12 protein-coding genes are annotated in these 20,406 nt (G+C 47.1%); 1 reads left to right on the forward strand and 11 read right to left on the reverse strand.

Translation table 11 applies throughout. The annotated features are described in order from the left end of the window. Positions 1 to 93 precede the first annotated feature (93 nt). The 7 genes from ACSQ8O_RS31185 to ACSQ8O_RS31215 all read right to left on the reverse strand — a co-directional run bounded on the left by ACSQ8O_RS31185 (position 94) and on the right by ACSQ8O_RS31215 (position 8,839). Positions 94 to 957, reverse strand: coding sequence for a carbohydrate ABC transporter permease (locus ACSQ8O_RS31185; RefSeq protein ID WP_436244803.1), 864 nt, complete (start codon positions 955 to 957; stop codon positions 94 to 96). Further along, positions 951 to 1,925, reverse strand: coding sequence for an ABC transporter permease (locus ACSQ8O_RS31190; protein WP_436244804.1), 975 nt, complete (start codon positions 1,923 to 1,925; stop codon positions 951 to 953). The genes ACSQ8O_RS31185 and ACSQ8O_RS31190 overlap by 7 nt, the downstream gene beginning before the upstream one ends. 241 nt (positions 1,926 to 2,166) lie before the next feature. Next, positions 2,167 to 3,129 carry a formimidoylglutamase gene (hutG, locus tag ACSQ8O_RS31195; RefSeq protein WP_436244805.1) on the reverse strand — a complete coding sequence of 321 codons (963 nt, stop codon included), beginning with the start codon at positions 3,127 to 3,129 and terminating at the stop codon, positions 2,167 to 2,169. Next, on the reverse strand, positions 3,126 to 4,433 hold the full coding sequence (hutI, locus tag ACSQ8O_RS31200) for an imidazolonepropionase (protein ID WP_436244806.1): 1,308 nt from the start codon (positions 4,431 to 4,433) through the stop codon (positions 3,126 to 3,128). The genes hutG and hutI overlap by 4 nt, the downstream gene beginning before the upstream one ends. Before the next feature lie 13 nt (positions 4,434 to 4,446). Continuing rightward, positions 4,447 to 6,123, reverse strand: a complete 1,677-nt coding sequence (gene hutU, locus ACSQ8O_RS31205; RefSeq protein WP_436244807.1) for a urocanate hydratase — start codon at positions 6,121 to 6,123, stop codon at positions 4,447 to 4,449. Between the two features lie 17 nt (positions 6,124 to 6,140). Further along, a complete protein-coding gene (hutH, locus tag ACSQ8O_RS31210; RefSeq protein WP_436244986.1) occupies positions 6,141 to 7,703 on the reverse strand; it encodes a histidine ammonia-lyase in 1,563 nt (520 codons plus the stop codon). Between the two features lie 275 nt (positions 7,704 to 7,978). Further along, positions 7,979 to 8,839: a DUF421 domain-containing protein gene (locus ACSQ8O_RS31215; RefSeq protein WP_436244808.1), complete on the reverse strand. Its 861-nt coding sequence runs from the start codon at positions 8,837 to 8,839 to the stop codon at positions 7,979 to 7,981. A gap of 678 nt (positions 8,840 to 9,517) precedes the next feature. On the opposite strand from ACSQ8O_RS31215, the gene ACSQ8O_RS31220 reads away from it, so the two are divergent. Then, entirely contained in the window at positions 9,518 to 11,797 is a 2,280-nt protein-coding gene (locus tag ACSQ8O_RS31220) for a helix-turn-helix transcriptional regulator (protein ID WP_436244809.1), read from the forward strand. Between the two features lie 26 nt (positions 11,798 to 11,823). Here ACSQ8O_RS31220 and ACSQ8O_RS31225 read toward each other — a convergent pair whose 3' ends face one another. The 4 genes from ACSQ8O_RS31225 to tdh all read right to left on the reverse strand — a co-directional run bounded on the left by ACSQ8O_RS31225 (position 11,824) and on the right by tdh (position 20,391). Next, positions 11,824 to 17,667, reverse strand: a complete 5,844-nt coding sequence (locus tag ACSQ8O_RS31225; RefSeq protein WP_436244810.1) for a hemoblobin-interacting domain-containing protein — start codon at positions 17,665 to 17,667, stop codon at positions 11,824 to 11,826. 298 nt (positions 17,668 to 17,965) lie between these two features. Continuing rightward, positions 17,966 to 18,133 carry a hypothetical protein gene (locus ACSQ8O_RS31230; protein WP_436244811.1) on the reverse strand — a complete coding sequence of 56 codons (168 nt, stop codon included), beginning with the start codon at positions 18,131 to 18,133 and terminating at the stop codon, positions 17,966 to 17,968. Positions 18,134 to 18,143: 10 nt separating this feature from the next. Beyond that, entirely contained in the window at positions 18,144 to 19,319 is a 1,176-nt protein-coding gene (locus tag ACSQ8O_RS31235; RefSeq protein ID WP_436244812.1) for a glycine C-acetyltransferase, read from the reverse strand. Further along, the gene (gene tdh, locus ACSQ8O_RS31240; RefSeq protein WP_436244813.1) at positions 19,297 to 20,391 is read right to left on the reverse strand and encodes an L-threonine 3-dehydrogenase; all 1,095 of its coding nucleotides are present in this window, start codon (positions 20,389 to 20,391) and stop codon (positions 19,297 to 19,299) included. The genes ACSQ8O_RS31235 and tdh overlap by 23 nt, the downstream gene beginning before the upstream one ends. Positions 20,392 to 20,406: the final 15 nt, after the last annotated feature.

The raw sequence follows: 20,406 nt of genomic DNA on the forward strand, positions 1-20,406 counted from the left end.
CAGCTCTACTGCCCCCCTCAAAGTGAAGCAAACCTTTGTAGTTTACTCCGAGTACTTTGCGGGGACCCCGAAAATTCCTCCGGCCTTGCGGGATCAACCTTTGACAGCGCCTAGCAGCATCCCTTTTGTGAAATGTTTTTGAATAAAAGGGTACACGAGAATGATCGGCAAACTTGCGGTAATGACAGCAGCCATTTGCATCGTTTCTGTAGGCAGCACATTCTCAGCATTTTCCAATAACGGCAGCTGTGTCATCATGAGAACTTCGCGAATAACGACTTGTAAGGGATATAAGTTACGGTCAGTTACGTACATAATCGCTTGGAAGAACTCGTTCCAATGTCCAACCATGTAGAACAGCCCGACTGTAAGCATGGAAGGCACAGCTAGCGGCAATACAATTTGCCACAGAATTCGAAATTCCTTGGCTCCATCCATACGGGCGGATTCAAACAACTCTTCAGGGATGTTCTCGAAAAAACTTTTCATAATAAGCACATTAAAGCTCCATACCGCATTCGGCAAAATCATCGACCAGACGGAATTGAGCAACCCCAAATTTTTTACAATTAAATAAGTTGGAATTAAGCCTCCGCTGAATAGCATCGTAAATACAATCATAAAAAGGAAAAATCCTCTTCCCGGGAGATTGCGACGACTAAGCGGATAAGCCATCAGCGACGTCAATACTAGATTCACTACGGTTCCGACAACGGTAATGAAAATCGTAATCCAGAAAGCCCTTGGAATGTTCGTTGTGGTAAACAGCTCATGATACGCTTGAAATGTGATGGCTTTCGGGAGTAAAATAAAACCTCCATGTTTCAGCACTTCGGAAAATGGCGTAATGGAAACGGATAGCACATACATCAGTGGAAGGATCGCTGCTAAGGATGTAAGGCCTAGAATGAAAATAACGATTGTATTGACGATGCGATCTTCCCAGCTTCTTACCATGCGCTCTCCCCCCACTTCTTCGATAATTGATTGGATCCGAGCACAAGTACTAGGCCAATGATTGATTTAAACAAGCCGACTGCCGCAGCCAAACTGAAGTTAAGCTGTTGAAGTCCTGTTCGGAATACCCAAGTATCCAAAATATCAGCTACTTGATAGACTTGAATGTTATAAAGGATATAAATCTGATCGAATCCTGCGTCCATGATATGCCCTAGTTTCAGTATCAGCAAAAGCACGATAACATTCCGAATGCCAGGAAGTGTAATATGCCACATCATGCGAAGCCGACTGCCACCGTCCACACGGACTGCCTCATACAAGGTTGGGTCGATTGAGGCCATCGCAGCGAGATAAATGATAGCTCCCCAGCCCAGATCCTTCCATACTTCTGAAGCGACTAGAATCGTTCTGAAATGATCAATCGAAGTCATGAATCCGATCGATTGGCCGCCTCCTTCAACAAGCCAACGGTTGACGATACCTGAGCTTTGGGACAAGAGGGTGTTAAGTATGCCATAGATAATAACCCACGATAAGAAATGCGGCATATAGGTCATTGTTTGTACGATCGTTTTGAACCAACGCAGCCTGCATTCATTGAGCAGTAAGGCCATGATAATGGGTGGAGCAATCCCGAAAATCAGCTTATATACGCTGATCAATATGGTGTTAATCATCAGCTGTCCGAAATATGGGGAGTTAAAAAATTGTTGAAAATGTTTATACCAGGGGTCCGCCCAGTGACTCCCGACGATACCATCCAACATTTGGAAATCCTTGAATGCGATGATGATTCCGTACATGGGCAAATATTTGAACACAATGTAATAGATCACACCTGGCAAGAGCATCAGGTAAAATGCGCGAAAACCCCAAACTTGTATGATTTTTAGCTTTAGCTTCGACTCCTTAGACCTGCTCCCGACCTCAGGCACCCGCTGCTGAACCGATATCTGCTTATCCATGAGACCACCTCTTCTTCGTTTAATTCATCGCTTCGTAACGGGTTGATCTCAGTATAGCAAGCGCTTTCTTCGGATAATATACAGTAATCTCGCGAAAATGTTCGAATTTTTGCAACGGTTGTGTAACTCGATAATCGACTTACACACAGCATCTCAAGCTTATCCAGTCTTTGCGCTCCTCCTACACAAACAAACGCCGCCAGCTCCAATTTTACGGAACTAGCGGCGTATTATATTATTTCTAACGGGCAGCGACCCCTGCCAAGAAGCTTAGCATGAACTGCACCGCTAGTCGCGAGGTCACATTGCGTACATCGACGGTCGGATCGATGCAGACGAAGTCTAGTCCTTGCACCTGTGGCAGTGATCCGAGTCGGTAGAGGGCATCCAGCGCATCCCATGGATCCATCCCGCCAGTGCCGATCGCTGGGCAGCCCGGTGCAAATGCCTGATCGATCACATCCACGTCGAAACTCACATACAGCACATCCGTGCCATTCCCCGCAAGATGAAGCGCCTGGTCGAGCACCGCATCCATGCCCATCCGACGTATATCACGTGATGTATAGACATGTACTCCTTTACTCTTCACGTAGTCATGATAAGGCTTCGAATTCATGAAACCTCGAATGCCGATTTGTACGATGTGTTGTCCCTCTACCACACCCGATTCGAGGATACCGCGGAACGGCGTACCGTTGGTGACGCCACCGTCCTCAAAATTACGGACATCATGATGGGCATCAAAATGAAGGATACCCACTTTTTTCCCAGGATGACGGCCTACGAAAGCTTTGATCGACGGGCAGCTCGTCGAATGATCGCCGCCAAAGATGATCGGGATCACCCCCGGCTGTTCTCTATATAACACGCGCAAGCTTTCCTCAATGCGGCGGTGACATTCCGCGATGTCCGTCACATGCATTTGGATATCGCCGAGGTCGCGAACGGCTAAGTCTTGCAGATCAACACCATACTCCATCGAGTATGTAGTAAAGGACTTAAATGCTGCACGTACAGCCGCCGGTGTCGTCGAAGCGCCTGAATGCGAGATCGACGACTTAGACAGTGGAATGCCAATGATCCCTGCAAGCAATGGCTCTTGACCGTCCCACTGGTGAATCCAATGGGCAACCTTGGTTTCCATGTGATCTCTGAACACAGCTTGATCAGGCGGCATGAGAAAGGGGATTTCGTGGCTCATCGTGCCCCCTCCTCCTTACCTGATTCTATTGCCACAATAGTGCGGTCCCATACGATCACGTTTCCGTTTTTGATAACCCCAAACGTATGGTTAATCCCGAAATGATACGGCAAATAAGCCAGATTCGGCGCATCAAAGATGGTTAAATCCGCACGCTTTCCCACCGCGATCGAACCGATACTTTCCCCACGTCCCAGCGCATTGGCCGCGTTGATCGTACACGCAGTCAGAATCTCCTCCGGCGTCATCTTCAGGTTCAGCGATGCCAGCATCATAATGAGCTGGATCGACTCGGTCGGACAGGACCCTGGATTATAGTCCGTAGCTAGAGCCACCGGCAGCTCATAGGTGTCGATCATGTCTCGTGCACGCGCATGTTTGGCCAGGCCTAGGTTGAACGAAGTGCCCGGTAAGAGCACTGGAATCACGCCATGTTCCGCCATTGCAGCGAAGCCTTTATCGGTCGCAGCGAGCAAATGTTCAGCGGATATCGCACCGATTTCGCCCGCCAGTTCCGCCCCGCCAAGCGGTTCTATTTCGTCTGCGTGTATTTTCGGGATCAGACCGTTGCGCTTGCCCTCAAGTAGAATGCGGCGTGACTGATCGACGGAAAAAACACCCTTTTCACAAAAAACATCGCAAAATTCCGCAAGCCCCTCCTCCGCCACCGTCGGAAGCATCTCATCGACGATGAGATCTACATATTCCTCAGCGCGCCCTTTATACGCCAGCGGGACCGCATGTGCCCCCATAAATGTCGAAACAATTTCGACTGGGTGAGTATCGTTCAAACGTTTTGCCACACGGAGTTGCTTCAATTCATCTTCCAAGGTGAGACCGTAGCCACTTTTCGCCTCAACCGTCGTGACACCATTCAACAGCATCTCGTTCAAACTTCGACGCGCCTTATCATAGAGTTCCTGCTCGCTGGCTTCGCGTGTACTTTGCACCGTATTAAGTATGCCTCCACCCTGCGCCAAAATGTCCAGATAGGAGACACCGGACCGCTTCAGCGCCAGCTCATGCTCACGTGAACCGCCATGAACGAGATGGGTGTGCGGATCGACCAGCCCAGGTGTAACCATACGACCACCAACGTCAATGGTTTCTACGACTTCAAGATCCCTCATAAGTTCCAGAACATCTTGTGATGTGCCAAACGCGACGATGCTCCCCTCACTTATAGCTAACGCTGCGTCTATGATTATTTCGAGTTGCTTCATTTGCTGCCCGCAGCGCGGTGCATTCCCCGGTGGGGTAACCAAACGGCCAATCCCCGTAATAAGCAAATCAATCCGTTCCATCTGCTCCCCTCCTTCACTGACCCTGCTCACGCATCGGGATGCGAATGCCGTGCTTTTCCGCCGTTTCAATCGCTTCTTCGTAGTCCGCATCCACATGGCGGATAACCCCCATACCGGGGTCAGAAGTCAGCACACTTCGGAGACGCTCATCTGCCGCATCCGTCCCGTCCGCTACGATCACCATCCCTGCGTGCAGCGAGTAGCCCATCCCGACGCCACCGCCATGATGGATTGAAACCCAAGATGCGCCTGCTGATGTGTTGATCAACGCATTCAGGATCGCCCAGTCGCCTACCGCATCAGAACCGTCTTTCATCGCTTCCGTTTCACGATTTGGCGAAGCTACAGAGCCACAATCTAAATGATCGCGACCGATCACAATCGGTGCTTTCAACTCGCCATTTCTCACCATGTCGTTCAATGCCAGACCGAATTTCTCACGCTCCCCATAACCGAGCCAGCAAATACGCGCCGGGAGACCTTGGAACGCGACACGCTCACTTGCCATCGTAATCCAGCGGTGCAGGCGATCATTTTCTGGAAATAACTTCATCACTAGTTCGTCTGTTTTGCGAATGTCCTCCGGATCGCCTGAGAGCGCTACCCAGCGGAAAGGTCCTTTACCCTCACAAAAAAGCGGTCGGATATAAGCTGGAACGAAGCCGGGAAAATCGAAAGCATTAGCAATCCCTTGGTCGAAGGCGACCTGACGAATATTATTGCCATAATCGAACACGACAGAGCCCATTTCCTTAAGGTCAAGCATCGCTTGCACATGGGTCGCCATACTGTTCTTCGAAAGCTTTACGTATAGCTCAGGATCCTTCTCACGAAGTAGCGCTGCTTCGACCAACGTAAAGCCAACTGGGATATAGCCGATCAGCGGATCATGAGCCGATGTTTGGTCCGTGACGAAATGTGGCTTGATGCCGCGACGCACGAATTCGGGATATATATCTGCTGCGTTACCCAGCAAACCAATGGCTAACGCTTTATTCTCTTCCATAGCTTTACTTGCCAACATCAACGCTTCATCCAGTGTTTCAGCCAGCACATCACAGTAACGAGTTTGAATTCTGCGCTCAATGCGCGTTCGGTCAACTTCGACTGCAATGACGACGCCCTCATTCATGGTGACGGCTAACGGTTGAGCACCGCCCATGCCGCCAAGGCCTGCGGTTAATGTCAATGTACCTTTGAGCGAACCTCCTGTATGCTGGCGAGCCGCTTCGGCAAAGGTTTCATACGTACCTTGCAGAATGCCCTGTGTCCCGATGTAAATCCAGCTGCCCGCAGTCATTTGCCCGTACATCATCAGCCCCTTTTGCTCTAGCTCACGAAAATGCTCCCAATTCGCCCATTTGGGCACAAGTACAGAGTTAGAGAGCAGCACACGCGGTGCACGTTCATGGGTTCTGAAAACGCCGACCGGCTTGCCGGATTGGATAAGCAGTGTTTCATCGCTTTCCAGGCGCTGCAATTCGCGGACGATGGCATCGAAGGAAGGCCAGTTACGAGCCGCCTTGCCGATACCGCCGTAGACGACGAGATCTTCCGGCCGTTCTGCGACTTCCGGATCAAGATTATTCATCAACATACGCATGGCAGCTTCCTGAACCCAGCCTTTACAAGATAGATCAGTACCGCGAGGGGCGCGAATTACTCGTTTTTGAGGATTAGGATTCATCATAGTGATCTCCTCTCATATCAAAATAACTTGCCAGTCACAGCCTCAACCGCTTGCAGCCACTCGTCTTCCAGCAAAGCCGTCGCCACGTTTTCGATATCACGGGAAGTAGAACGGTCCTCCACAACGGGGGGAACGAGCGACCGCAGCTTGTCGTAGAGAACCCTAGTCGCCGGAGCAAGTCCCTCGGCACCTACAAATTCGGCAGCTTCGGCTGCACATATCAACTCAATCGCCAACACCTTGGACACGTTGTCGATGACTTGCGCGGCATTGCGCGCTGCTGTTGTTCCCATAGACACATGGTCCTCTTGATTCGCCGAAGAGGGTATCGAGTCTACGCTTGATGGGTGCGCCAGCACTTTGTTTTCCGAAACAATAGATGCACTAACATATTGCATGATCATCATGCCGGAACACACCCCTGGGTTATGGCTTAAAAAAGCCGGCAGTCCCCCGGATAGCGCTGGATTAACCAGCCTTTCGGTGCGACGTTCCGAAATGTTAGCGAGCTCGCTCATGCCGATTTTCAGAAAATCCATAGCAAATGCGATCGGTTGCCCATGGAAATTACCGCCGGAAATGACAAGACCTTTTTCCACGAATAACAACGGATTGTCCGTCGCTGCGTTCATTTCTATCACAATCTTATCCTGAACATAGGCAAGAACTTGGCGTGTCGCACCATGCACTTGGGGCAGACAGCGTAGTGAGTAAGCGTCCTGTACGCGAAGCTCTCCTTGGCGTGTGGTCAACTTGCTGCCCTTCAGCAGATTGCACAAGTTCTTCGCTACGCCGATCTGTTCTGGATAAGGGCGTACCTGATGCACCTCTTCCGCAAAAGCATCCGGAATACCGCGCAAGCATTCAACTGTCAGTGATGCGATCACATCAGCGAATTTCGCAAGTCGTTGTGATTTGATAAGTGCCAGCGTACCGATGGATGTCATAATCTGTGTGCCGTTTATAAGCGCAAGCCCCTCTTTTGCTTGTAAATTAATCGCATTGAGCCCTGCATTTGTGAGCGCATTCTCACCCGATAGGCGTTCACCTTGGTAATATGCTTCCCCCTCGCCCATCAGAACCAGTGCCAAATGAGACAACGGAGCCAAGTCTCCGCTAGCACCAAGTGATCCTTGTTCCGGTACGACGGGGTGTACGCCCCGGTTAATGCAGTCGATCAACAGCTGCAGTGTTTCCGGGCGGATGCCGGAATGTCCTTTGGCCAGCGCGTTTGCGCGCAGCAGCATCAAAGCGCGAACCGTCGGTTCCGGCAACGGTCTGCCGACGGCGCAGGCATGGCTGCGGATCAGGTTAACCTGCAGCTGGACAGCGTCTTGCGGTGAAATCGTCACGTCGCTGAATTTGCCGAACCCCGTCGTGACCCCGTAGACCACTTGGCCCGCTGCGACCAGTTCCTCCACCATGTTGCGGCACGCAATCACACGCTGGAGCGCCTGTTCATCCAGTCCGACAGGCACATGATTATAAACAACCGCCGCGACTAACTCAGGTATCAATTGCTCCCCGTTTAATAACACTGGGGTCGCTTCTAGGCTGCTTTCCTGCTGTTTGTATACCATCGCCATGTCAACATAGACTCCTTTCCTTTCTCGCTTTACCAAAAGAAAGGGACCGTACGGAAGTTGTTAGCTTCCATACGGTCCCTTTTTTAAAAAAGAGGGTTGTATGCGATTGTCCGGTATCAAGCTCCAGCCGATCCTTCATCGCGATCACCACTTTATCTTTTATTATGTTTTTGCCTAATCTTACCTAATCTAATTTTCACACGCTAGTTCGCGAACTGTCAAGATGGCTGAAAGCCTAGTTGTTGCCGCCTGTTTTGTCGAATTGCGCATCAATGCTTAAGTATCGGCTTCAATTGTGCAATGATGTCCTCCATTTGCTTCGAGCATTGCTCGTACATTTCTTTTGCCTTTTTATTATTGGTGGACAATCCATACAACATTAAATCGCCTTCGCATTTTTTTAACGTTGCAAATAGCGCTGCTTTTTCCTGTGGCACAGGTACGGTGATCTTATCATCATACAAGTCCACAAACAATTGGCCGTAAGAATCCACTTGACCTAGAAATACATTTTCGACCGTGACACCTATTTTAACTAACTCCGTATTCAACCATGCCCGGCTAAAACCTAGGGTAGCCAATGGTTCATCCATGATTACACCATCCATGATCACGGCCTGCGGCTCCTTCTCAGGCGCAACCTTTATGCCTAAATGTTTGGGTGTCAGCGGTTGATTCTCGCGCGTTAAGAGGACATTAATTTCTCCACTTGGTTCCATAATGGCAAATTCCACATCGGCCACTTTAAATACCGATCTTTTGCGCAGTTGCTCCATAAGTTCATCAGAGGTTAGGCGTTCTTTCTTTAAATTATCTTCCATGATTTTGCCATCTCTAATGAGGATTGTCCCTTTGCTATCAATGAAATCTCGGCTTTTTTTACTTTTTAGCTGCAGAAATTCAATGCCTAACGTACAAGTCACCCATACCCCAATAGCGACCAATCCTAGATACCATTTCGTATCCGTGTCCAACGAGATATACGCCGCGAGATTACCAATGGAAATCCCGGTTATGTATTCGAAGAAGGAAAGCTGGGTCACTTGCCTTTTACCCAACAGCTTCGTCATCAGGAAAAGCACCACAATTGATAAAAATGTACGTAATACAATTTCAACCCAATCTAACACAGCAAATCCTCCTCTTGATCAAACAACATGACAATTGTATTCAATTGTTTGTAGATTAGCTGAAAATTATACAATAAAATGGAAAATGTTCCAGTTACACCAAATTAACTTAATGCCGTCCTAACCCCTCTTCGCCATTAGTCCGATTATGCATTTGATTCGGACTATTGCTTAATTTTGACTGAATGAATGTCAAAAAGGACTGCCGAAGCAGCCCGTCTTTCATTTTGCTCTGAGGCAGACCTCGGGAAAAGCGCTTAAATGTTAGGATCTGCAAAAAAATTTGGAGTAGCAATCCTTGCATAGCCCTAGATGTGTCTTTCTCCTATAAAACCCTGTTTTGAAAACTGAAGATGCATGTAGTATTGGAATAAGCTTTTCACAATTTACACAGTAAATATGATCCATGTCCATCCCCCATTGCTATCACCAAAGCAACCCATCATTTGCAAATCATTGTTATTTTCATTGCTTCATGTTAACTCTATCTGACAAGAAAAGATATGGGCACTAATTTAATATGTCAGCACTTTTATTTAAATCAATAATAGTGTTAACCTGCTATAAAAGTGCATATTCATTTAGCCTTTTGAGACCGTCCATTTTATATGCAATCACGAATTCAGATGTTATAATTTATGTCTCTACAACTAATAGAAAAAGTGAGGGGAGCCTGAATTGCCACAATTTACGCACTTATGGAAAAGTAAAAGCAATTCGTTATTTTTCAAATTGCTGACAAGCTTTGCCATCATTATCTTACTATTAGTCTCGTTCAACTTTCTCTCCTATACGTTCTTTCGTACGAATATCCAGAATGAAATTATTAACAATAACCGTTTGAATTTGAACACGGCTGTTAATAATTACGAGAAACAACTCGTTCTAATCAAAAACCTAGGCTTCAATCTCTATTTCAACGAGAAAACTGAAATCATGAAAAACACGTCACCGCAATTGAACTATGAAATGATGGCGCAAATTCGAAAAGAGTTACAATCTACCTTGGCAACCCCATTTTTATATCTGCACAACATTATCTATTTCTTCAAAGACAGCTCCTATGTCATTGAAAAGGAAGGCACGAGTACGGCAGATGTCATGTTCTCTAAATTTTATTATAATGAGTCCTACAGCCTTCCATTTTGGACGGAACAACTACAGAAGCAAGCCAGCTTCAAAATATACCCGAACGCCCATTTTATTGAAAAAGGCCCTGAGAAGCCTACGTTAAAAGGCAATTTCATGCCCATTCTGATTAAAAACATTTCTAATCAAAATTTTGCCATCATTGTTTTGCTCGACAGCAGTAAAATGTACGAGGCGCTTCAGCCTCCTGGTAGCAGCCGCTTCCTTATATTAGATGAAGATCGACAACCTCTGTTTTCTTCAACAGGGGATGTCACGAAGTCTGATCTGCCGCTTGACTACATGACGGGACAACAAGGCTTCCGGCAAATCGATCAAAGTTACGTCTTTTATCAGAAAGGGTCGGAAACAGGCTACACCTATATTCATACGATTCCACTAGAACGAATCGCCTCACAAATTGTGAAGCTTAACTGGATATTGATTGCGCTGCTTGGTATTTCCGTTGTGATTGGAATTGCAGCTTCCATTTTCTTTACAATTAAATTAAATCATCCAATCGCGAGAATCATTGAATCCATCAGGAATTTAAACGGTCCGTCATCTCCACGCAGTCAGATTAAGGAATTCGATCTGATCAGCGATAAGTTGTACGATTTACAACGAATGAACCGAGACATTCACGACGATTTGACGAGTAAAAACTCGGTTCTTCAACACTATATGTACATGAACAAACTTAAGATGATTCATGGCGGCGGTCAAAATGTAAAGGTTCCGATGAACAGCGACAGGCCTTACCAATTAGTCCTTTTCCAGATGCAAATGAAACAAGCATTTCATGAACAGTCAGACATGGAAATGAATAAGGCAATGTATTATATTCGTGAATATATCCATTATCATTTCACAAGGTCTCTGCAAGAATCGCTAACTTTTCAAATTGAAAAAGATCAGATCCTCTCACTCCTCTTTATTGAGTCTGGCAGATTGTTTGATCTGGACGCAAGCTTGCAAAGCTTGAAACAGGTTTTCGACCTTGACTTGGCATACTGCCTAATCACAATTGCAACAAGTCCCCTGCAGCATGAATCGGTAGATTTAGCTGTGGCTTATGAACAAGTCATAGAGCTTGCGAAGCAGCGAAGACTTGCTGATGAGACCCTCATTGTAAGTGAGGATGAACCAGCACCTAGCAGTTTCGCGCTCAGTGTCGCCGAAGAACAAGAATTTACTGCTAATCTATCCGCAGGTAACAGCACTGCTGTCATCTCCATCGTAAGCCGTGTACTGAACCAAATGCACAAGAAAAGAGCAACCGCCTTGCAATTTTCCGAATTTGCAAGGGACATCGCAGCTCGTGTAACGAAGCTCCTTCAGTCTTCGGGAATCGAAACAGACCAACTGCTCGGCGAACAACCAATTTCCGAACAACTCAGTGAATGCTATAAAGTGGAACAATTTCACAATTTGTTCGAGAAGCTTCTTACATCGGCCTCCGAGCGGAACAAACGTAAGAAATCCCAAGCCGATTACATCACAGACTTTGTTACAGAATATGTGGAGTCGCATTACGGTGAGGACATTTCGCTCGAGCTGCTGGCAGAGAAGCTGAATATTACAGGTGCGTACTTATCTACTTATTTCAAGGAGAAGAACGGAATTAATTTCAGTGATTACATCAACAGCTATCGCATGAGCAGAGCAAAAGAAATGCTTGAACATACCCAATTGAAAATCCAAGAAATTTCCGAACGCGTCGGGTATCACAACGTTAATTCATTTATCCGCATGTTCAAAAAGGTCACAGGCATACCGCCTGGGGAGTTTCGTAAAGGGGATGCGCAAAAAGCAAAGACCTCGCCATAAGTCGGCGAGGTTTTTGCTTTTTGCGCTTAGTAACCATTTCCTTGGTGGTTATTAGGATCGTCGTCTTTTTTACCCTTTAATAGGGACTGCAGGTCTTTAAGCAACAATACTGCCGCTTCAGATGATATACGTTTTGATTCCTTTTGAACCTTTTTCGCAAAGTCTTTTAAGTCGCCTTCTTTAAGTGCTTTCAGTAAATCTTTCGCCACATCACTATCAATCGATCTGTTGTTTTTAAGCTGATTGACCAAAGTCGTTAATGAATCCAGTATATTTTGCGAGTCCCGCAGTAAATAGGTTACCGCTTCCTTGGCTATATGTTTACCGCTTTGGGATTTCACCTCATCCATGAACTCCCCTAAATCCCCTTGATTTAGTTCACTTTGGAGATCCCTTGCACTACCTGCATGATCAATCCATTTCATATCTTCAAAGCGCGTGACCAACGCTACTAAAGATTCAAGATTTGTGTAAGTGGAGAACATAACAGTTACTTTTTGTGCATTTTCCGCCTCATCGTAAGCCATTACTTCTATTTTATTGAGGCCGAGTGGCAGTGTATAAAGAGGAGTACCTACTACTTGCTTAAGCGGCTTGCCATTCAGTTGAATGATTGTCTTACTGCTGTCAACACCGGATAGACCATCCACCGTTGTAAACTGCGGTGTAAAATCACCGGAATCTAGAAAGCTGCTTCCTATGACCGGCGAAGTAACACTAATCTCAGGACCCGTCGAATCTAGATTAACACTGTTGCTCTTAAACAGCTCTTGATTCCCCGCGTTGTCAGTTGAGCGATAACTCAGCATGTACCGCCCGTCTTGTGTAATCGTTATTGGACCTGTGTAAGGCTTCCACGTTGATCCACCGTCAAAACTGTATGCTGTCTGAAACACTCCGGAAATATCGTCTGTTGCAGTCAACTGAATCGTCGCGGGATGCACATACCAGCCCTTCAATCCGTCCGGTACGGAAGGCGAGACGATACTGACCGTCTCCGGTTTTGTTTGATCCATAATCGGTAACTCCGCTTGCAGTTGCACCATCAAGTAACCGTTGTTACTAGTAAACGGAACTTCAACTTCATTGAGCTTAACCGATGTAACGTTAGGAGCATATATGATCGAAGTAACGCTCTGCATATTGCCTGTTAACGGATATTCAATGGTTAAGACATCATTGTTAATAGAAGTATTGACTGAACTAACTAGCGCAGGATCAATATTTTTCCCTTCAGCGTATAGAAAATTTATTTTTCCAGCATTCGTATTCGAATTATGGTACATATAATTACTTGTACCATCATTCAAGTCTACCATGAAGCTTGCATCATCCAAACGGTTTATACCTGCGATCTTGCTGCTGCCATTAACAGGCTCCAGGATGGATACGAACGAAGCATTCTTCCCATTGACGCGATTAATGACGGTATCGTAATAAGTATCGATCTGGGTCGCAGGACCGGGCAATTCACCTACGACCACATCAGAAGAAGCATTGTTTAGCCCGATAATTCTCAACCCAATATCCTGCTCATTCTTCCACGTCCCGCTCCACATACCATCCTGTTGACCATGCCTTGTGTTCCGCAAATATTGATAGCCATTCGTGGTCCCGATAGTACTTGGAGCTACAGGATCCAATGTCATATCGGTTTGAAAATTTCCTAGCCCGTGCAGAACCCAATCATAGTGGTGATCAGCCGCAGAGCTTACGTTGAAGAAATCAATCGCATAATCATTCGTTAATGCAACGGTTCGTTCATATTGGTTTACACCGTCATAGACATGATTTGCTGTATTGGTACTGATGGCAAAACGGTCAGAGTCTAAAAACAGCGTCGTAGGTTCAAAGCTCTCCTCATTATTTACTTTGTAAATGGATTGATCCATACCATCTACAAGCACCGTATTATGGCTGAATGTCTTTTTATAATACTGATTATATAAGGAGATGCCGTAGGTCGCGGTGCTTCCGAAATCTGGAGCAAGCCGTGTCCCTTTTCCGAAAAAATCCAGGTTTAACTTGTCGAAATGACCGTGTGATTCGCCGTGAAGACCATAGTCGATGAGGGCAAACATCTCATCTTCACCTGTGCCGGCTCTCAATACGGTGTGCCCGATCCCATCGAAGTTTTGGCTTCCGAGCTTCAACGCTGGTGCTACTGGAATTACATCGGGTCCATAGAATACAGCCTGCTCCCCGATATAAGCATCGATGTTACCGTCTTCTGGGTTCAGTTTTCCACCCCGAATTTGGTGATTATCGTTATAAATCATACTCAACAAAGATTCGTATTCCGGTAAAAACGCATATCCCTGATCATTGTTTTTATAATGCGCATACACCCCTTCGTACTCAACAGGAGGTGTGCGCAGCTTACTGCCAACGAGTGACGAAGGATATCCGCCGGAGTCATTGTTGTTACTGACGCCTAAATCGGGGTATACATATTGGAGCGGAACTTCAAACATTTTTTTGAAATTCGGATGTGCGTACATATCTCTCTCCGGATGCACAGGCGAGAGCGCGTGGCTTAGCGCTTCTGCCTGCATAAATAAAGCTCCTTGAACGTAGAAGTGGTAGCCTATCGCACCTTCCAACCAGAACCCGTCGGATAGCACACTATTTTGCATTTGATATAGGAAGCCACTCTTCCCTTTAATGGAAACATCCATGAGCGAATCATCGCCAAGCAGTACGCCGATAATGCCAATTGCAGCGTTATGCCACGTCTGGAAGTTGGAAGTACCATTATCGACTTGCTTCAACGTTTCGGCGGATTGCTTGAACAAATTCATCTCAATATCAAATTGTTCTTCGTTGGTGAACAATCCGCTATTTATTGTCAGATCGTATGCTTGCGCAAGTTTAATGATTTGAACCGCTTCATCCAGCGATTGCCAATATAGCCTGCCGTTCCTCGATTGAAGCGGATAGCTAGGATAATATTTGGCATACGCCATCAATACTTCTTTTGTCTTTTCCGCATACTTCACATCTTCCGTTAACGAGTAGGCTACAGCAAGCGCTTTGGCAGCATCGATATTTTTGCGGTGCGTAGTAGATCGCCATGCAAAATCGAAATCTCCACCGCTGTAAACTTTGCCATCATCAGGACAAGTATGGTTATGAGGTTCGTTATAGTTATAGGTTAATGGTGTATCACCGCTGTAATACCAAATCGAATGACCCCCTGGACGGTCAGGGTAATAGAACGTCGTATTCAGCCAAGTGTCCGCTTTCGTCTTGACAGCTGCCAAGTAATCCTTGGCCCATTGGTACTTGCTTACTTTCTCTTTCGCTTGTGCAAGTTGATCTTTCGTCACCATCGTATTCGGGTGCGCTTGAACTGAAGACGCCCAATCTACAACAGTCGATTGCAATTTCACGGAAGTTTCACTGCCATCCGCGTCCGATGTGACTTCCAAAGTTCCATATCTAACATCAGTAGCAGTCGCCGTGTTAGGCACTTTCACATGGACATCAACTTGAAGCTCGCCCCCTGGAGCGACTTCCTCCGTCCTACTTGGGTATGTCACCGTGTATGAGCTATCGAACGTGCTAAAGCCCGGATTCAATGCCAGCTGATAGGTGGTTGGCGTCTTCGATTTATTCGTGATTGTAAACGTGTAGTCCAAATCAACTCCAGGCTTCGCATAGCGAATGATATTGTCCGTGGACACGTCGACGACCTTTTTCGTTAACACCATGTCGTCAAAATATAAATCTAACGAGGTATCCAGAGGCGGATCGTTCGCATACCACCTAGGATGAATAATAAGTCTGCGATACTCTGCTAACGTTGTCCGCGCTGTAGATTTGGTAAACTTGGCAAGTGGAATCGCGACTTTCTTCCACCCCACCCAATCCACACGATAGGGAGCAATAAAATAATCGTAACCCGATACAGTGTTGTTATCCGTATCAATGATCATATAAATGTTGTTTCCCGTTGCTTTCCCCGAGTATACCCAAACCTCGAGTTGGTCGTATTGACTCCAGTCTGCTGTGATATCGTTGACGTTGACAGCTACGGCAGGATTGTTCCATTTGGCTGAACTCGCGCCTTCTTTCACATGTGTCGTATCAAGTACTTTGTTAGTCCATCCATTGAATGTTTCTGAATTCGTAATGGCTGGCCTGCTGTCCGAAATGATGGAGTAATAGAAGCTCGACTCGTCACTCTCTTCCCCGTTTTTCACCGCTTTGGCTACAATCTGTGTGCTGCCTTTTACCGTTATCGGTTCTGAGTAGAGGCTAAAATCTGCATCAACCCCATCGATCTTGTAATAAATAAGTGCCCCTGCTGTCTGTGAACTTAAGGCAACTTGAATATTGGATGGATACTGCTTGGAAGGCTGATTTGCGGAAATAGCAGAAGGCTTGATGACATACGTATACTGCGTTACTTCGCTATCCGTCCCATTGAGACTGGCTTTCGTCGTGATGGTTTGATTGCTAGTAAATGTGATAGCTCCCGTGTACGGCTGATAGTCGGAACTACCAATTCGATAAGAAATAATGGCACCTGGGGTGGCCGATTGCAATACCACCTCAACATGATCCGTATACGTCCCGGACCCGAGATTCGCAATAGCCGGGGCAACCATGCCTGCCGGAGCAGTAATCTGCTGTGTGATCATTGCCGGATTATACCCTGTTGCGTTAATCTGAATGCCGTAACCTTTGGCGGTGCCAAAGAGGCTTGCATCAAGGTGAAGATTACCAGGTGTTACGGAATATGTTGCACCGGGTACAGTTGCTCCATCCACGGTTACGCCTATAATCGATGACCGCCAAGCAGGATCATCTGGAAAACCAATATCCACTGAACTGCCCGTACTATTGCCTACCGTGTCAGGCGTTAAGTCAGGAGCAGCATGAGGCGCTTGATCAACGACCATCTGATTTACACGCGCATTGAAATAGCCATTAGCTTCAACGCTGATTGTATACGTTTTGGCCGTTGGAAACACTTGCGGTTGAAGACGAATATTGCCATCGGAAATGGTATATGACACCTCACTAAGCCGTGTGCCATCCACCGTGATGCCAGTAATGTTGCTCTGCCACTCCGTATTGGCAGTAAACGGCAGATCAATCGGGGTCTGTATCATATTAAGCTCGCTATCGGCTGTTAATGTCGGTGATGTACCCAGCGCTTCTCGTGCAGTCACATCATCGATATAATAGGTTGCTACATTCGAGGAGCCCGTTGAAAATTGTATCGTGTCTATCGCCGCCGCATTGCTAAATGCAGCATGAGATACAACCAAGGCCCCATTCACATAGATATCATAAGCTTTATCCGCAGCATCGGCTTCCAATCGCAACTTATACCAGCTGTTCGTCGGAAGTGTCACACCAGGTGCCGTGATCTGTGGGTTGCCATATTTTAATGCTGAGCTGCTCAATACATTTCTTATGATTTGATTGCCGGCGTTATCCAAAAGGTTCATCTCAATCGTGGCGGAAGAAGCCGAAGACGTAGCATATAAACTTGCTTCTGCAATGACTTTGGTCGTTGTAGAAGGATTAGACGTAAATCTTTTTTTGGCCCGCAAATATTGATTACTCACCGCATCTACCATCGATAAACTGTTTGTACCGCTCACATGCTGCACATTGGAAATGAATGCATTCAAATTCGGTCCCATTACAGCACCCGTACCACCCACGGTAACTGTATAGTCGGCCAAAGTCGCTGGACTACCACCTGGGGTATCCCCACTAGCTAAACTGTCAAAGTTATCGCTAATAGACGCTGGTGTATAAGCCGCATACACGTCCCCTCCCTTAGGTACATAAGCAACGAGCAATGAAGATAAAATTGAAATCGCAAGCCATTTAGAACGTATTTTTTTCAACTATAACTCCCCTTTACGAATTTAGTTGATTCTGTGATGACTAGTTTCATCCTAAAGGGATGGGAGCGGAATAGATATGTTCACGTTGCTAGAATTCAACCACTTTTATTCAAAGCCATAAAAATGATAACAGGTTAAAAAACTGTAGATTGACTCTAGGTAGACATCTTCCTCCGATCTCATCCAATTCCTTCGTCGTTATTCCGACAAAAACAACAAACCAGCACTCCAAACGGAGTCCCGGTTTGTATATCATCCTATTCGACTCTACTCAACCGCCTATCCCAAAAAGCGCTTGTTAAGAAGAAATGCTGGTTTTACCGTTTACTTGCTGTGGCTTTCCCCACTTTTGCACCCATTTATTCATTTCGTTCAACGCAGTTTGATCGCAATCATGATGGTCTCTCTGTTCATGGCCGGTCCAGCGACTCAAACAAATCGCATCAAGCGATAAGGAGGTTTTCATGCACCATCAGCTATGCCAAAAGCCCAAGCTTCTTTCCAGCTATATCCAATGCATTAATAGCAAAATCTAGATCTTCTAACGTATGCTTTGCCGTAACAATAAACCGAATGCGGCCTTTATCCATCGCGACCGTCGGGAAGACAATGCCTTGTGCGAACACGCCTTGCTGCAGCAGCAAATCTGAGAACAACATCGCCTTGGCCGGCTCGCCGACGATGACGGGTACGATTGGCGTTTCGCTAGCCCCCGTATCGAAACCAAGCGCCTGCACCTTCGTGCGGAAGTAGGTCGCGTTCGACCATAACCTGCCAATCAACGATTCGCTTTGCTTTAGCACGCGAATTGCAGCCAAGCAGGTTGCGGCCACCGAAGGCGGCGCAGAGGTGCTGAACAGAAATGGCCGTGCCTTCTGAATCAGGAAATTCTTCAGCACCTGGTCTCCAGCCACATAACCACCAACCGCTCCAACCGCTTTCGACAACGTGCCTACTTGGATGTGTACGCGTCCGTTCAAGCCAAAGTGGTCCGTGGACCCTTTGCCATTGCGTCCCAACACGCCGCTCGCATGTGCGTCGTCAACAAACACGATGGCGTCGTATTTCTCCGCCAACTCAACAATGGCAGGGAGCGGTGCGATATCACCGTCCATGCTGAACACGCCGTCGGTTACCACGACGCGTTTCGCAAACGCCCCGCACTCGCGAAGCACCGCCTCGAGCTGGTCCATATCCTTATGCGCATAGATGCGGCGCTGCGCTTTTGTCAACCGGATGCCATCGATAATGCTGGCATGGTTCAACTCATCGCTGATGACAACGTCATCAGCACCCAGAATCGTCATCACACCTTGGTTCGTTGTGAAGCCTGATTGGAACACCAAAGCGGCTTCCGTTCCTTTGAATGCCGCCAGCTCTTGCTCCAACTGATCATGAATGTCCAGCGTGCCGGTTATCGTTCGTACGGAGCCGCTGCCAACACCATATTGTTCAATTGCTTGGATGGCTGCCTTTTTCAAATCAGGATGATTCGTCAGCCCCAAGTAGTTATTTGAAGACATCTGCAGTACGCGACGACCACCGATGTTCATCCAGGTGTCAGAGCCGGACTCCCACACAGAAATTGGACGATAACGTCCCTCCTTCTTCAATTGTTCCAGTTCATGCTCAAGTGAGCTCCAATTGGCCATATTCGATTTCCTCCTTCTGCCGCAGCGGCATGCTGTCATGTGTGAATATCACTTTGCCACATAGCCCGGAAGCCATCAGCTCAAACGCCTCTTCATAACGGTCCAGTGTAAATGTATGTGTAATAAGGGGGCGCAAGTCAATGCGTTTCTGCTCAATTAGCCCCTTCAGCTGATACCAAGTTTGGTACATGCGTCGGCCAGTTATCCCTTCTATCCGTAGCCCTTTGAAGATAATATGCTTGGATAAATCCAGTGAAACCTCTTTGGTCGGAATTCCTAGTAAGGATAATCGAGCAGCCGGAGCCGCAGCTTCGAATCCGGCGCGAATGGCATCCGCATGGCCAGACATTTCCAGCACGACCTCAGCACCTTCTCCACCAGTAGCAGCCATTATCGCGTCTGCAAGCGGAGTTTTGGTGCTGTTAATCATGATGTCGGCTCCCATCTGCCTAGCCAACTCCAATCGGTATGGATTCACGTCGGCTGCGATGACCAAACCTGCCCCGCTAGCCTTCGCAACGGCGACAGCCATCAGACCGATCGGCCCAACGCCGATGATGGCAACCGACTTGCCAACGATATCCCCGGAAAGCACCGTTTGCACCGCATTGCCTAACGGATCTTGCAAGCAGCCGATCTCGTACGGCATGTCCGCGCCGTTATGGATCACGTTAGACCCCTTCACGACCGCATACTCTGCAAAGCAACCAGGCGTTGTAATCCCGAAACTGCGCGTGTTCGGACAGACGTGAGCGTTGCCCGTACGGCAAGCTTTGCATACGCCGCAAACCATGTGCCCTTCAGCTGAGATGTGATCCCCGGGCTTCACGTGCTTCACATCGTTGCCCACTTCCACGACGATACCAGCAAATTCATGACCAAATACATTCGGCGTAACGACTGCGCTTTCGGCCCAAGAGTCCCATTTATAAATGTGCACATCCGTACCGCAGATTGAAGTCGCTTTTACCCGAACCAACACTTCATCCGGCCCATAGCGTGGAATCGGCAACTCCTTCAAAACGGCTCCCGGTGCTCGATGCGTTTTGACCAACCCCATCATCGTTCCCATCGTATATTCCTCCTG

Origin of the sequence: Paenibacillus sp. LjRoot56, assembly GCF_964253335.1 — a bacterium.
GTDB lineage: Bacteria > Bacillota > Bacilli > Paenibacillales > NBRC-103111 > Paenibacillus_E > Paenibacillus_E allorhizoplanae.